The 15,138-nt window shown below is 52.3% G+C and carries 13 protein-coding genes; 9 read left to right on the top strand and 4 right to left on the bottom strand.

Translation table 11 applies throughout. The features are described 5' to 3' along the window. The first annotated feature begins 70 nt into the window (after window positions 1-70). Window positions 71-1,051 (top strand): LacI family DNA-binding transcriptional regulator, encoded by a 981-nt coding sequence (locus tag H581_RS0128260; RefSeq protein WP_029192195.1) that lies wholly within the window; start codon window positions 71-73, stop codon window positions 1,049-1,051. 44 nt (window positions 1,052-1,095) lie between these two features. Here the strand turns inward: H581_RS0128260 and H581_RS0128255 are convergent, their stop codons facing one another. Then, entirely contained in the window at window positions 1,096-1,806 is a 711-nt protein-coding gene (locus H581_RS0128255) for a MerR family transcriptional regulator (RefSeq protein ID WP_029192194.1), read from the bottom strand. Between the two features lie 161 nt (window positions 1,807-1,967). On the opposite strand from H581_RS0128255, the gene uvrA reads away from it, so the two are divergent. Then, window positions 1,968-4,490 carry an excinuclease ABC subunit UvrA gene (uvrA, locus tag H581_RS0128250; RefSeq protein WP_029192193.1) on the top strand — a complete coding sequence of 841 codons (2,523 nt, stop codon included), beginning with the start codon at window positions 1,968-1,970 and terminating at the stop codon, window positions 4,488-4,490. A gap of 110 nt (window positions 4,491-4,600) precedes the next feature. On the opposite strand, the gene H581_RS0128245 is transcribed toward uvrA, so the two are convergent. After that, window positions 4,601-5,299 (bottom strand): response regulator transcription factor, encoded by a 699-nt coding sequence (locus H581_RS0128245; protein ID WP_029192192.1) that lies wholly within the window; start codon window positions 5,297-5,299, stop codon window positions 4,601-4,603. 163 nt (window positions 5,300-5,462) lie between these two features. Between H581_RS0128245 and H581_RS0128240 the strand changes: the two genes are divergently transcribed. Then, entirely contained in the window at window positions 5,463-5,843 is a 381-nt protein-coding gene (locus H581_RS0128240; protein ID WP_029192191.1) for a DUF6220 domain-containing protein, read from the top strand. Between the two features lie 191 nt (window positions 5,844-6,034). Here H581_RS0128240 and H581_RS0128230 read toward each other — a convergent pair whose 3' ends face one another. Further along, the gene (locus H581_RS0128230; protein ID WP_029192190.1) at window positions 6,035-7,192 is read right to left on the bottom strand and encodes a metallophosphoesterase; all 1,158 of its coding nucleotides are present in this window, start codon (window positions 7,190-7,192) and stop codon (window positions 6,035-6,037) included. A 251-nt stretch (window positions 7,193-7,443) separates the two neighbouring features. Between H581_RS0128230 and H581_RS0128225 the strand changes: the two genes are divergently transcribed. The 4 genes from H581_RS0128225 (at window position 7,444) to sda (ending at window position 11,908) form a co-directional block, all read left to right on the top strand. Beyond that, a complete protein-coding gene (locus tag H581_RS0128225) occupies window positions 7,444-8,355 on the top strand; it encodes a hypothetical protein (protein WP_051251434.1) in 912 nt (303 codons plus the stop codon). A 53-nt stretch (window positions 8,356-8,408) separates the two neighbouring features. Then, entirely contained in the window at window positions 8,409-10,568 is a 2,160-nt protein-coding gene (locus tag H581_RS0128220) for a DNA topoisomerase III (RefSeq protein WP_029192188.1), read from the top strand. A 173-nt stretch (window positions 10,569-10,741) separates the two neighbouring features. Further along, the gene (locus tag H581_RS0128215) at window positions 10,742-11,416 is read left to right on the top strand and encodes a YheC/YheD family protein (RefSeq protein WP_029192187.1); all 675 of its coding nucleotides are present in this window, start codon (window positions 10,742-10,744) and stop codon (window positions 11,414-11,416) included. A gap of 348 nt (window positions 11,417-11,764) precedes the next feature. Beyond that, the gene (gene sda / locus H581_RS39410) at window positions 11,765-11,908 is read left to right on the top strand and encodes a sporulation histidine kinase inhibitor Sda (RefSeq protein ID WP_036720453.1); all 144 of its coding nucleotides are present in this window, start codon (window positions 11,765-11,767) and stop codon (window positions 11,906-11,908) included. Between the two features lie 424 nt (window positions 11,909-12,332). Here the strand turns inward: sda and H581_RS0128200 are convergent, their stop codons facing one another. Next, window positions 12,333-13,334 carry an NAD(P)/FAD-dependent oxidoreductase gene (locus H581_RS0128200; RefSeq protein ID WP_029192185.1) on the bottom strand — a complete coding sequence of 334 codons (1,002 nt, stop codon included), beginning with the start codon at window positions 13,332-13,334 and terminating at the stop codon, window positions 12,333-12,335. A 323-nt stretch (window positions 13,335-13,657) separates the two neighbouring features. Between H581_RS0128200 and H581_RS0128195 the strand changes: the two genes are divergently transcribed. After that, entirely contained in the window at window positions 13,658-14,851 is a 1,194-nt protein-coding gene (locus tag H581_RS0128195; RefSeq protein WP_029192184.1) for an NAD(P)/FAD-dependent oxidoreductase, read from the top strand. Continuing rightward, on the top strand, window positions 14,851-15,111 hold the full coding sequence (locus H581_RS0128190; RefSeq protein ID WP_029192183.1) for a hypothetical protein: 261 nt from the start codon (window positions 14,851-14,853) through the stop codon (window positions 15,109-15,111). The genes H581_RS0128195 and H581_RS0128190 overlap by 1 nt, the downstream gene beginning before the upstream one ends. Window positions 15,112-15,138 lie beyond the last annotated feature (27 nt).

Below are 15,138 nucleotides of genomic sequence, written 5' to 3'. Positions count from 1 at the left end.
CCGGTCCTTTGAAATTTCATGTGTGGATAAATTTACGCTTATTAGGGTCATGAGAATAGGAGCGATTGCTGTGGTGAGTATTAAAGATATCGCTAAACAGGCGGGTGTCTCGATTTCGACGGTTTCGTATGCCCTTAACGGCAGCCGCAAAGTTACGGATGAGACGACCGCCCGGATTTTGGCCGTGGCCAAGGAGCTGAACTATATTCCGAATGCCGCTGCGAGGACGTTGAAGACGAGGGAAACGAAAATTGTGGGAGTCTTTCTTACCGATTTCAGCGGCGCTTTCTATGGCGACCTGCTGCAGGGAACAAAGGAAACGTTAACGCAGAAGGGGTATGATTTGATTGTGTGCAGCGGCAAGCAATCGCATCGGATGCTGCCGGAGCGGATGATCGACGGCGCCATCATTTTGGACGAAACCTTTGACAGCGAGGAGCTAATCAACTACGCGAACCGGGGGCATAAACTGGTCGTGCTGGATCGGGAGCTGCGCCATAAGAACGTCAATCAGGTGCTTCTCGACAACAAAGCAGGGGCAACGCTTGCGGCTGAATATTTGATCGGGCTCGGCCACCGGAGGATTTATGCGGTGACAGGACCGGCGGGCTCCTATGATTCGAGACAGCGGCTTCAGGCCGTCAAGCAATCGGCGGAACGCACGGAAGGCCTGACGTTCAGCATCATAGAAGGCGATTTTAATAAAGCGGCGGGCGAGCGCGCAGCGAAACAGATCCTCTCGGATACAGGCGGCATTGCGGCCGTGTTCTGCTTCAATGACGAAATGGCGGTCGGCATGTATAATTATTTGGCATCGGCACATCCAGAGGTCAGGATCGGCGAGCATATTCATATCGTCGGGTTCGATAATATGGAGCTGGCCGAATACACGCATCCCCGCCTTGCTACGATCGATTATTCCAAGCATAAGTGGGGCGCGCTCGCGGCCGAGCAGTTGATCAAGCTGATTACGGGCCAACCCGTCGATAACGAACGTATTTACGTCACCCTCGTCAGAGGGGAATCCGCACGCCAAGTGCGGCCAAATTGAAAAAGAGGCCTTTGATTCCGCGGACCGTGAAATCAATGGCCTTTTCATTTTGAATCCGATTCCTTCAAAAGCTCAAGCAGCTTATGCAAACAGGAAGCTCCGCGCAGCTGATTGAGGTTCATCTGGTTTAAGAAATGAAGCGACTCCCGCGCGGTTTTGATCGCATTTTCGACATGGTTATCATCGATTTCCTTAATAATTCTTTTGATAATGTCAAGGGACCATACGGCGGCCTTCAGCGTGCGGATGATCAGGATTTGCCGGACATTCGCCGGACTGAAGGATCGGTAGCCGTTCTCCTTGTCGCGTTCTATCGCGATGAGCCCCATCTTCTCCCAGTGCCGGATCGCCGAGCTTGGTATCATGGTTAGTTCGGACACCTCGCCGATCGTCATTCCTTTCTTTCTCCTGCCCGGCTGAACGGTATGAATTTCTTCCGATTCCAGCGCCTTAATCGTTTTCTCGGCAATCAATTTATCTTGATAGAGCGCTGCCTGCGAGCCGCTCATAAGCCACAGCGCCTCGTCTGTCTCTCCGCGTATGATCTTCTTCATCACCTTCGATGTCAGCTGCATCCCGAAGCCGTCGTTCATCGCGCGTATACATTCAAAATAGCCGACATGCACCTGCGTATAGATCCGGTAGCCGTTCGCTCCCCGTTCAACGGGAGGAATGATTTTCCAATCCTCGTAATGGCGCAAAGCGGTTGTGCTAATGTGCAGTTTCCGCGCGATATCAATCGGACGAATGTTCATGAAATCAACTCCTGGCTTCTCTTAAAAACATTAAACTCCATCGTTATGCTTTTGTCAAACTATTCGCGTCTTTTATGGGTGAAATCTGAATAACCTTCCCATTTGCATCAATGTAGTACGCTTGTAGAAAACAGCAACAAATCACGAAACAGGAGGAGATTATGAAAGAAGCTATCGTTATTAAGGGAGCAAGGGAAAACAATTTGAAAAATATGACGCTCTCGATTCCAAAATATAAGCTGGTCGTGCTTACGGGGCCATCGGGCTCCGGCAAATCGACGCTCGCCATGGACACGCTGCAGAGGGAATGTCAGCGGCAGTACATGGAGTCAATGGGCATGGTTGCGGATTCGGTCAGCAAGCCGAAGGTAGAGTCCATCGCGGGCCTCTCCCCGTCGATCAGCGTCGGCCAGCACGTCACGAACCGAAATCCGCGGTCGACGGTGGGAACGGTGACGGATATTCATCATTTTTTGAGATTTGTTTATTCGAGATTAGGCGAAAGAATTTGCCCTTCCTGCGAAGAAAGAATTCCTCCGTCCTTTCACGATGCCGTCGATCTGGGTTCGGCAGACGAAGAGGAGGAGCATGAAGGACAATACATCCATTGTCCGCACTGCAATGCGACAATCGAGAGGCTGGGCATGGCTCATTTCTCTTTCAACAAGCCGGAGGGAGCATGTGAAGACTGCGGCGGACTGGGCCATGTGGCGAGCCTGAATCTGGATGCCGTTTTTAATCAGGAGCTCAGCTTTAAGGGAGGCTGCGTCACCTTCCTTTACGACAGCATCATCGAGTATTATTCCTATACGCTGGTTGCGGCCGCCAAGCATTACGGCTTTGAATTTGACCCGGATATGCCGCTAAAGGATTTTTCCCCCGCGCAAAGAGATCTGCTGTATTACGGCGTGGAAAGCGGGCAGTTCATGCGCCATTATCCGGATGCCAAGCTTCCAAAGACTGTATCCGGGGGGAAATTCGAAGGCATCGTTACCGGCATGTGGCGCCGTTATAAGGAAAAGGACGGGGAGCAGGCCGGTATGGAGAAGGAAGGGGATTTCTTCCGGCAGCGGACCTGCAGCAGCTGCGGCGGGGCCCGGTTTAAACAGGAAATCCGCAGGATTACGGTCGCTGGCGCATCGATCTCAGACGTATCGGCATGGCAGCTCGCGGAGGTGCTGACATGGTTGGACAGGCTTCGGGACGCGATTCCAGCCGAAGGCCGACATCTTATCGAGCCAGTCCTCGTTGAAATGCCCGAACGGGTAAGGCGGATTATTAATGTCGGACTCGGTTATCTGTCACTTGATCGTCAGACGGTTACGTTATCCGGAGGCGAAGCGCAGCGGCTCAGATTGGCGCAGCTGCTCGGCTCGGGATTAACCGGCGTATTGTATATTTTGGATGAGCCGACGACGGGTCTGCATCCGCGGGATACGGCCGGTCTCATTCATGTGCTTCAACAGCTTCGCGATCTTGGAAATACGGTGCTCGTCATCGAGCATGACGTGGAGGTGATGCGCGCGGCCGACCATATTATCGATATCGGGCCGGGAGCGGGGTACCTTGGCGGAAATGTCGTAGGGGAGGGCAGCCTCGAGGAGCTGATGGCAAGTCCAACCTCTGTGACGGGCGCTTATTTGAGAGAGGAGAGCGGCCCTCCGCCGGAACGAAGAAGAAGGAAGGGCAACGGCAGGCATCTAACGATACCTAATGCGCATGCCCGCAACCTGAAGCATATTCATGTCAGCTTTCCGCTTGGCACGTTAATTTCCGTAACGGGCGTATCAGGCTCCGGCAAATCGACGCTGCTGTTCGACCTGCTTGCACAAGCCGGCGAAGCGGGGCAACACGCGCCGGAAGGCTGCGACGGCATTACCGGCTTCGAGCATGCCGGCAGCATGATCATGGTTGATCAGTCGCCGATTGGAAGGATGCAGCGTTCGAACATTGCGACTTACACGGACGTATTCACGCAGCTTCGCAATTTGTATGCCGGCTTGCCGGAGGCGAAGCGGCTCAAGCTGACCTCGAAGCATTTTTCCTTCAATACCCCGGGCGGAAGATGCGAGGCCTGCCAAGGGCTGGGCATGGTCGCGGTCGATATGAGCTTTCTGCCGAATCTGGAGGTGAAATGTCCGTCCTGCAAGGGCAAAAGGTTTAAGGACGAGGTGCTGCGAGTGACATTTGAAGGCTGCTCGATTTCCGATCTTCTGAACATGACGGTCCAGGAAAGTCTGAAGGTGCTGAAAGGCAGAGAAAAAATCGCCGGCATGATCGAGCTGCTGTGCGAGGTCGGACTCGGCTATTTACAGTGGGGGCAATCGGTGAAAACCTTGTCGGGAGGAGAAGGACAGCGGATTAAGCTGGCGAAGGAGCTCGGCAAAAAAACAAAGACGCATACGTTATACCTGCTGGACGAACCGACGACGGGACTGCACCCGTCAGATGTGCGGCAGCTGCAGGTTCTATTAGATAAGCTTGTTGATGCCGGGAACACGGTCATCGTCGTAGAACATTCTCTGGAGCTGATCCGGGAGTCGGACTGGGTTATAGATATAGGTCCCGACGGCGGCGAGGCAGGCGGCGAGCTCGTGGCGGAAGGCACGCCGGAGCAGGTGTCGATGGCCAGCGGCTCCTATACGGGGAAATTTCTGAAAACAGCGCTTGCCGGCGGCTTCTAGCGGCGCGATAAGAAGAAGGCCGCCGGGCATACAGCCCGGCGGCCTCTCCTTCTATTAAATGCTGCAGGTTAATTCTTTTAACCGCTCATTCACATTGGAATATCCAAAGGTTACAGCCGGTCTCCAAACCGGTAGCCGAAGCCGTATACCGTCTGAATGTAAGTCGGGTTCGCGGGATCGTCCTCGATCTTTCGGCGAATCCGGCTGATATGGGCATCCACGGTCCTCTCGTCATTGAGAAAATCGTCCTCGAGCGCTGACTGCAGCAGCTGCAGCCGGCTGTAGACGATGCCCGGCTTGGCGGCCAGCGTGAGCAGCAGCTTGAATTCCGTCGGTGTAAGCTGGACCTCCTTGCCTTTGTACGATACCCGGCAGTGCGCTTCGGAAATGGACAGCTCACCGCGCTGAATAGACGGGGGCTCCGCCGAAGGGACGTTATCGCGGCCCTCCAGCCTGCGAATCACGGAACGGATGCGGGCAGACAGCTCGCGCAGGGAGAAAGGCTTCGTCATATAATCATCGGCGCCAATTTCCAGTCCGATAACCTTGTCCGCCTCTTCCGCGCGCGCCGTTACCATGATGACGCCTGCGCGGCTCCATTTGCGGAGCTCCTTGCATACGTCGATTCCGTTCATCTCCGGAAGCATCCAGTCGAGCACGACGACGGCCGGCTGGTGCTCCTTTGCTTTATTCAAAGCTTCTTTGCCCGTCAGAGCGGTTACGATATGGTACCCCTCCTGACGCAGGAAAGGCTCCATAAATTCCAGCACCTTCACTTCATCGTCCACAAGCAGCAATGTATGCGGCATATCTGTCCACCTCGATTAACTTATATAGATTTGTTATTCCCAGTATACACGCTGTTCCCGCTTATCAGGCATATTTCATGGAACGGGTACAGCTTCGTCATAAGTTCACAACATGACCCGGATATAATGATCTCATTAACGGAATGGATGGTGGTTATTGATCATGGAACAACACAAAGAGCAGAAGGGAAGAGTCCGATTCTTCCGCGGCGCCTTCCTAATCTTCGCTTGGTTATTCGTCGCTTGCATCATCGTACAAACCTTCATCGCAGGCATGGCGCTTTTCAGCGATTCGAGCGCTTGGAAGATGCATGCGACATTCGTTCATTTGTTCGAATACTTGCCGGTGCTGATGCTGATCTGCTCGTTTGCCGGCCAGGTGCCGGTCCGGCTGCGCTGGTTAAGCGGAGCTCTGTTCGTCCTTATATTCGCCCAATATTTCACCGCAAACGTCCCAGGGGCCGGCGCGGTTCATCCGGTGCTGGCGCTGCTCATGTTCTGGCTCTCGATCTATGTTGCCAGAAAAGGTGGGACATCGCAATGAGAAAGCTCAGTGCGGCCTTGATAGGCATGGCACTTGGCAGCAAAGCCGGTATCGTTCTCTCTTCGCTTATCGGTGTCGCACCTCATTAGCGGAAAGAACCGATGGACTTCTTATTCTTGTAATAAAAGGGAAAGGGGCTGTTCCCAAGGTGAAAACCTTGAGGAACAGCCCCTTCCTTCTTTCAACGCGCATTAATGGGACGGTACGAATTCTACGTCGATCTGGATCACCTCGGACCTGCTGCCGATCCGTACGGGCGGTCCCCAAGTGCCAAAGCCGGACGATACGATGGCGTGCAATCCGCCTTTCTTCAAATATCCCCAATCCAGCTCGAACAAACGCCTCGTAATCAAATGATTCGGCATCATTTGGCCGCGATGCGTATGGCCGGACAAGGAGATATCGATGCCGTGCTCGGCAGCCTTCGCTATGTCCGAGGGCTGATGGTCCAGCAGAATTAGCGGAAGCGAAGGATCAAGCGCAGCGACAAGCTCTCGAATCGGCAGCCTTTCCTCGCCTCCGAAGCCTGCCGAGGCTTTATCTTTGCGGCCGACCACGTAGAAGCTGCCGTCTATCAGCGCCGCTTCGTCCATTAGGACGCGAATTCCGATGGCATCCATAGCCGCGATGAATTCGGGAACCTTGCGGCCGATATATTCATGGTTGCCGGTCACTGCGTAAACGCCTAGCGGCGCTTTCAGCTTGCCGAGGACGTCTGACATATTTTTACGAATAAACGGTTCGATGTCGTCGTCCAGAATATCGCCCGGAAGCAGGATGAGATCGGGCTTGATTTGCTCCACCTTCTCGATCAGCCGCCGCAAATGGCGGTTGCCCACGATCGTGCCAAGATGAAGATCGGATGCCATTGCGATCGTCAGCTTGTTGAAGCCTCCTGCTTGCTTCGGAACCTGCAGCGCATATTTTCGGATAACCGGATTCCACGCATTCCAGGAGCCGCGCAGGATGAGCACCGCCATTAATAGGATGGCAATGCCTCCTACCCCGATAATGTATGCGGATTTGGAAGCGCCTGCCGCTCTTAGAAGAAGGGCGGTCACGTCGGCAGCCGGCAGGATGAGGACGGCGTACTGCAGCACGGCGAACCAATAGGAGCCGATGAGCTTCAGCGCTTCCGCTAGCGGCCTAAGCGGGGCGCGATACGCTGCACGGCCGATAAAGTAGGAGAAAGCGATGACCGAGAGGCAGATCCAATATATGCCGGCGAGCTCTTGGCGAGCATCTAATAAAGTAGAAAGAAACAGCCAGCCGTTCCATCCGATAAAGAAGGTAATGCCGCTGTAGACAAGCAATATGCTAAATAAAATCACAATTAATCGCGGTTTCATCGAATCGACACTCCTTAATCTATCATCTATCAGAAATAAAGGCTGAACCTACTATAGCATAATCGGAATCTTGCAGCCAAATGGTCAGTAATGGCAGGGAAATGATTGCTAATCAGCCTCCGATTATTTACGATAGTTAGTATCGGATTCAAATATGGACGGGCGGATATCGGAAACTCGGTATGACGAAGCCCGCAGCAGACGGATAAAACGGCCTTTGCTTCATCAAAAGTTGAAGGAGGAACATGTAAATGGAAAAACCAGTTATGTTAAAGGAGCGGTTTGATCGGGCAGTCCAATTTATAAAGGAGTCGGCAAGGCCGCTTGAACGCGCATTATTTGCTTATGAATTCGAGGCAGGCTCTTCCGAGGAGGCGCTGCGGGAGCTGGCTGCTTTTCAAAATTCGGACGGCGGCTTCGGGCACGGCCTGGAGCCGGATGTGCGGTTGGCGGCTTCCTCGGTGCTGGCTACTTCAGTCGCCTTGCAACATCTGACATCGCTGAAGGCAAGCTGCCATTCTCCGCTCGTTCAGGGAGCAATCCGCTATCTGGTTTCTTCCTACGATACGGTTCAAAAGCACGGCTGGGACATTGTGCCGGCAGAGGCGGAGACAGCTCCCCGCGCACCGTGGTGGAACTATAACGCTGCGCATGACGGCTGGGGCAATCCGGCGATTGAGCTGGTCGGCTATTTTCACGCTTATTCCTCGCTTGTGCCGGCTTCGCTGCTTGATGAGCTTACGCAGCACGCGATCACGTATATGAACGAGAAATCCTCGCGGAACGATTTTCACGAGCTGCTCTGCTGCCTCCGCTTCGCTGAGCTTGTACCGGCGTCCATTCTTGACGAGGTGAAACCGGCCATGGATGAAATGGTGCGGAACTGCGTTACGACCGATCCCCGGCAGTGGGACGGTTATTGCTTGTCGCCGGTTCAGGCTGCGGAGACGCAATCGTCGCTATATTACGGTCAACTGCGCGACAGTGTGTTCCCCTATTTGAGTCATTTGCTTGCTCAGCAGCACTCTGACGGATCATGGTCCCCATCATGGGGCTGGGCGGAATTTCAAGACGTGTGGCCGCGGGCCGAACGGGACTGGAAAGGCGTTATTACGCTTGATGCGTTGCGCAGGCTGAAAGCCTATGGTATCGTTTCGTCATAGTAAACGAATGGCGCCGGACTGACGCGCATTCGATGAATGGAGAGAATATCCGGATGAAATCGCTAGTGCTTGCAGAAAAACCGAGCGTCGCCAAGGAAATCGCCCGTGTGCTCGGCTGCAGTCAGAAGAATAAAAGTTATATCGAGGGGCCTCATTATGTCGTAACCTGGGCGCTGGGCCATTTAGTAACGTTGGCAGAGCCCGAAGAATACGATCCGAAGTATAAAACATGGAACCTGGAGGATTTGCCTCTGCTTCCTCCGAAAATGAATTTAAAAATAATGAAAGAAACCTCTCACCAGTTCCGGGCAGTGGCTCAGCTGTGCAAACGGCAGGATATCGGCGAGCTTATCATCGCGACGGATGCCGGGCGCGAGGGCGAGCTTGTTGCCCGTTGGATTATGGAGCTCGTCCATTGGCGCAAGCCGTTCAAGCGTTTATGGATTTCGTCGCAGACGGATAAAGCGATCAAAGACGGCTTTAACGGCTTGAAGCCGGGCAAGGATTATAACAATCTGTATGCCTCGGCCGTATGCCGGGCAGAAGCGGACTGGCTGATCGGCTTAAACGTGACCAGGGCGCTGACAACCAAATATAATGCGCAGCTGGCTGCGGGCCGTGTCCAGACCCCGACGCTGTCGATCCTGATGGAGAGGGAGCAGGACATTCAGTCGTTTCAATCGCAGCCCTATTGGAACGTTACGGCTGACTTCGGCCCGTTCGCCGCGCTGTGGCGCGAGCAGGACGCTCATGACGGCCGGATATGGGACCGCGAGGAAGCCGACCTTGCGGCATCCCGCATTCAGAATGGGGCCGCCAAGGTGGATAAGCTGCGTACGGTAGAGAAAACGGAGCCCCATCCGCAAGCTTATGATTTGACCGAGCTTCAGCGGGATGCGAATAAGCGGCTCGGCTTCTCCGCCAAGCAGACCTCGAACGTGCTGCAGAAGCTATACGAGCAGCATAAGCTGGTAACTTATCCGCGGACAGATTCACGTTATTTGTCCGGCGATATGGTACCGACCTTGAAGGGACGGCTGGAAAGCATAGCCGTCGGACCTTACTCGCAGCTTGCCCGAAGACTGCTGAGGGGAACGCTGCCGGTTACGAAGCGGATCGTCGACGACAGCAAGGTCACGGACCATCACGCCATTATTCCGACGGAGCAATTCGTTAATTTGGCTGTGCTGAGCAGTGAAGAACGCAGGCTGTACGACTTGATTGTCAGAAGGTTCATCGCCCTGTTCTACGGACCTTACCGTTATGACGAGACGAGCGTCGTGCTTGTTGTCGGGAAAGACCGCTTCTATGCGAAAGGCAAAATCGAGAAGGACAAAGGCTGGAAGGAAATCTATCAGTCCGATGCCAGCGCGGACGAAGAGGAGGACGACGACGGAGACGCTTCAGGACAAAGCTATGCTGACCGTCAGCCGGCGCAGCTGCTGCCGCCGCTTTCGCTTGGGCAGACGCTTCCGGTCAAGCAAGGAAGGGTGCGAGAGCTTCGTACGATGCCGCCTTCCCGTTATACGGAAGCGACACTTCTCACGCGCATGGAGAAGCATGGCTTGGGAACGCCCGCTACTCGCGCGGATATTATCGAAAAACTATTGAGTACGGATACGATCACGCGATCGCAGAATAAACTGATGCCGACAGGTAAAGGAAAGCAGCTGGTAGAGCTTGTTGTTGATGAGCTCAGAAGCCCGGAATTGACTGCGAAGTGGGAACGCGACTTGGAGGCGATCGCCAAAGGGAAAGGCGATCCTGCGGCATTCATGAGGGGCATCCGCGAGCAAGCGGGGAAGTGGGTATCCGAGGTGATCGCCGAGACGAAGGAATACAAGCCTCATAATCTGACGCATTCCCGGTGCCCGGAGTGCGGGAAGCCGCTGCTTGAGGTGAAGGGAAAGCGGGGCAAATCGCTTTCATGCTCGGACCGCGAATGCGGATACCGGCGCTCGGCGGAGCCGGTATTGTTGAATAAGCGCTGTCCGCAATGCCATAAGAAAATGGAGATCCGTGACGGCAAAGCAGGGAAATTCGCCCAGTGCAAGCCGTGTAACGTTATCGAACTGCTTGGCGACAAGCAGGGCGGCAAAGTTAACCGCAAGCAGAATCAACAGCTGATTAAGCAATACAGCGATAATACGACGTTGTCGGGCAGCCTTGCCGATAAGCTGAAGGCGGCGCTCGAGAAAAAATCGGATTCATAAAACCCTCGTACACACAAGACAAGCGAAGCTCCCGATGACGCTTGTCTTTTTCTATTTATATAGCAAAACGATTCTCGCCAAAAAAGGCTCCTAACCTCGGTCATTCATCCAAGAGACAGGTAGTGCGCCGTCATATGCTATGGAGGAAGCGGTAGGAAAGGAGATTGAAGGCAATGGGTGAACAAAAGGGCAGGTCGCTTGCTAGCAAGTGGGTGAAAACGGCGGCGTTGCTGTCGCATCCCGATATTGCCCCGCATATACCTCCAACGTCAAGATTTACGGCGGATCATTTGAGACGTATGCTGGAAGAACATCAGATGGTTGTTGTGAAACCGGTGAAAGGAGCCGGCGGACACGGCGTCATTAAAGTTACGCGGAATGCTGCCGGCTATTATGCCTATACTTATTATTCGCAGACGAAACGTTTTACTAGTTTTAAAGCGTTAGTAGGCGCTCTTAATAGACAACGGAGAGGCCGGGCATATCTCATTCAGAAAGGGATAAATCTGGCTACCGTTAACGGCAGGCCGATCGATTACCGCGTAAAATACGTAAAAACGGAAAAGGGCTGGGTATACCGCTCCATGGTCGGGAGGATCGCGAGACAAGGACTATTCGTTACCAACCTATGCCGCGGCGGCAGGATGGTTACAGCCGCGCAGGGGATCAGCAAATCGATTTCGTCTTCACAGGTTTCAGCGAAAAAGACCAAAATGCGCGAGCTGACCGTGCTGGCAACCAGCGTGCTGGAAACGAAATATCCGGGGATCGGACAGCTTGGCTTCGATTACGGAATTGATAAGCAAGGGGATATTTGGATATTCGAGGTTAATACCAGGCCGCATTGACCATTTACTTCATTCTATTTAATTTGAATAAATATAACCTATGATAAAGCTACGCCCCCTCAAACGGGGCGTATTTATCATTGGCTCATCTTACGGCGGTGATATATTCTATTAATAGAGTCATAGAATCTCATTAAAGTTTTTTATAGAAATGGGTAAAATTTGGATTGTGGATAACTGTATCCACATTATACATGCTGATTTTCCTCAATAATCGACGTATATACACATGCTATGCACATCGTATCCACAATGATATGTGAATAACAGGGACTGTTGTCCTCCGGAATAGTGCCATGCTACTATGAGGAAGCAATAACCAAAGTATGGAAGAAAGGGTGTGTAGTAATGGAGCTACTATCGGACGAAATGCTGGTAGATACTTATTATGCAGCTATCCAATTTGAATTGGAGCCAGAATTTATTCGAATGTTAGCTATCGAATTGAAGCGAAGGCATGTCAATCCGGAAAACTACAAGGCTACCGCATAGCAGGTAGTTCGGAACAAGAAATCTATTGCCACTCCGTAACCGTAACCTCAGTTGTTTGCATACAAGACGAACAAAATAGGATATGCTTGCAAATTCCGGTATCTCGCACATCATCACCGCTTAATTGCAGCTCATAATCGATCGGCTCATAAGGAGCATAAGGGCCTGCCAGGTCCGACAATCGACCACAATCCACCACCGTACCATTACAAGCTGTGCAGCTTCCTTGCAGCGGTTGAATTCCGTTGCAAACCGGACAAAACATAAGGGTATCCTCCTCGGCGCATCGCGCATATGTATGCCATAGGCGCTTGCAAAGTAATTCCAAGGTTAGGATACCCTTTTGTTTATTTTTTAATATACATGCAGCTAAAGGATCGCGCGTAACATCTGCCTCTTACATTTGCCGTTTCCGCTTCTATAATTACAGCTTCATGTTACTGCTGTGACCGGGGGACAGCTTAGCGCCCGGATCCACATAAACCTTAGCGTTATTAATTGCGGTCGGGGCTTCGCCGAAGCCAACGGCAATCAGCTTAAGCTTGCCCGGGTACGTCGTAATATCCCCCGCGGCGAATATCCCGGATATATTCGTCTCCATGCGCGTATCCACGACGATAGAGCCGCCTTGAATTTGGATGCCCCAATCGGCGATCGGGCCGAGCGAGGAGACGAAGCCGAAGTTTACAATAACGGCGTCGACATCCAGTTCGTATGTCTCTTTCGATTTCACATCGGATAACGTTACTCGACGGATGCTGTTATCGCCGTGCAAAGCGGTTATTTCTTTTGGCGTATGCACGTTCACTTTCGAATTCATCAGCTTCTCCACGCTGTGCTCATGGGCGCGGAATTTATCCCGGCGATGAATCAGCGTTACGTTCTTGGCGATCGGTTCCAGCATTAAAGCCCAATCGACCGCTGAATCGCCGCCTCCGCTTATTAATACATTTTGACCCTTAAACCGCTGCAAATCGCCGACGAAATAATGAAGATTCTTTTTCTCATACAGCGCTGCCTCCGGCAGCTCCAGACGGCGCGGCTCGAAAGCGCCTACACCGGCCGTGATAATAACGGCTTTCGCGAAGTGGGTTGTTTTGTTCGTTATGATTTCGAAGAGGCGTTCGTCACGCTTGATGACATTCTCCACCTTCTCCTCCAAGCATATTTCCGGTTTGAAAAGATCAATCTGCTCGATCAGCCGGTCAACCAGTTCCTGCGCTGTAACCTTTGGAAATCCGGCGACGTCGTATATATACTTTTCTGGATAGAGCGCTGCGAGCTGTCCTCCAAGCTGCGGCATGCTTTCGATCAGCTTGACGGATGCTTGGCGCATTCCACCGTAGAATGCAGCGAACAAACCGGCAGGGCCGCCTCCGATAATAACGATATCGACAGGGGTTGCGGATGTTTCAGCGTTAGACATAAGTGCCACCTCCATGTAATAAACTTTACGGTTTTAATTATAAACTTTTGGACGGGGAGAGGGAAATAATTAATTTGTATAGAGTTCTAAACAATTTCGTATATTTTGCCCTTGAACTTTTCGTGAAAACTATGTAATATTTCTGATGTATGTTAAGCGTAGAACTGGCTGCAAAAACTGGTGAAACCTGTCAATTTGCGTCACGAGACTCATTGTAAAAACGGCTTTAAAAGGACACACTGAACTTATAAAGATTATATTCGGTTTAGCTTGTGTAATTTTTCACAATATAAAAAGACACTAGGAATGGATGGGATTATACGATGAGTAACATACCTAAAATTGTGATTCTTGGAGCAGGCTACGGCGGCATACTGACCGCGCTTCGCTTGCAAAAAGAACTAAATTACAATGAAGCTGACGTCACCCTGGTTAATAAACATGACTATCATTATATTACGACGCATCTGCACATGCCGGCTGCCGGCACGGATAATCCGGAGAACGCCCGCGTAAGCATTTCCAAATTAATCGATGAATTTAAAATTGATTTCGTTAAATCGACGGTCGTTCAGATTCGTCCGCAAGATAAAAAAGTCATCCTGGAAGACGGCACCTTGTCTTATGATTACCTGGTGATCGGCCTTGGCGGCGAGCCGGAGACCTTCGGCATTCCCGGCCTGGGCGAGCATGCGATGAACATTCGCAGCATTAACTCGGTCCGTCTAATCCGAGAGCATATCGAATATCAATTCGCACGCTATAAGCGCGAGCCGCACCGTACGGATTATTTGACATTTGTCGTCGGCGGCGCCGGCTTTACCGGCATCGAATTCGTCGGCGAGCTGTCCGACCGCATTCCTGAGCTGTGCAAGCAGTTCGACGTGGATCCGGCTTTGGTTAAAATTTATAATATTGAAGCGGCGCCGACCGCGCTTCCCGGCTTCGATCCCGAGCTTGTCGAATATGGCATGGACGTATTGACGAAGAAGGGCGTTACCTTCCGTATCGGTACCGCGATCAAGGAATGCACGCCGGAAGGCGTTGTTGTCGGCGAAGGCGAGGAAATTAAATCCTCGACCGTCATCTGGACGGGCGGCATCCGCGGTAACCGTCTGATTGAAGAAGCCGGATTCGAAACGATGCGCGGCCGCGTGAAGGTGGATGAATTTCTGCGCTCGCCGGGTAATGAGAATGTTTATATCGTCGGCGACAACTCGCTGATGTTCAATCCGGAAGGCCGACCGTATCCGCCCACTGCTCAGATCGCGATGCAGCAAGGCGTCGTATGCGCGCATAATCTTGTCGCTTCGATCCGCAATCAACCGCTTAAAGGCTTTACGTTCAGCAACAAAGGCACGGTTGCATCGCTCGGCAAGGGCGAAGCGATCGGGATTGCGTTCGGCAAGAAATACAAAGGCCGTACGGCCGCTTGGTTGAAGAAGCTGATCGACCTGCGCTATTTATTCATTATCGGCGGCATTCCGCTCGTTCTCCGTAAAGGAAAATTTCTGTAATGAGGCATTGCAGCGTACAAGTCCGCGGTCTGTTAACGAGAGAAGAGCTTGATCGTTACAACGCCTTGATGGAGGTCGGTTCCTTTCTAGAATCGCAAAATCGGTATGACTTGGCCTATACGGTGCAAAAGGAAGTTGACCTGCTCATTCAGCCGGCAATCGAGCGGCTGAAGGATAAAGGCCGTGCCCGTGACAAAGCGACGCAGGAATATTTGGCGGCGAAAGAGCAAAACGAAAACGACGATAACGAGATAGAATAACGATCATAAATGCATGAACTCCCGATT

It is taken from the genome of Paenibacillus harenae DSM 16969, assembly GCF_000422465.1.
Classification (GTDB): Bacteria; Bacillota; Bacilli; order Paenibacillales; family Paenibacillaceae; genus Pristimantibacillus; species Pristimantibacillus harenae.
This window is presented reverse-complemented; position numbering and strand designations above follow the sequence as displayed.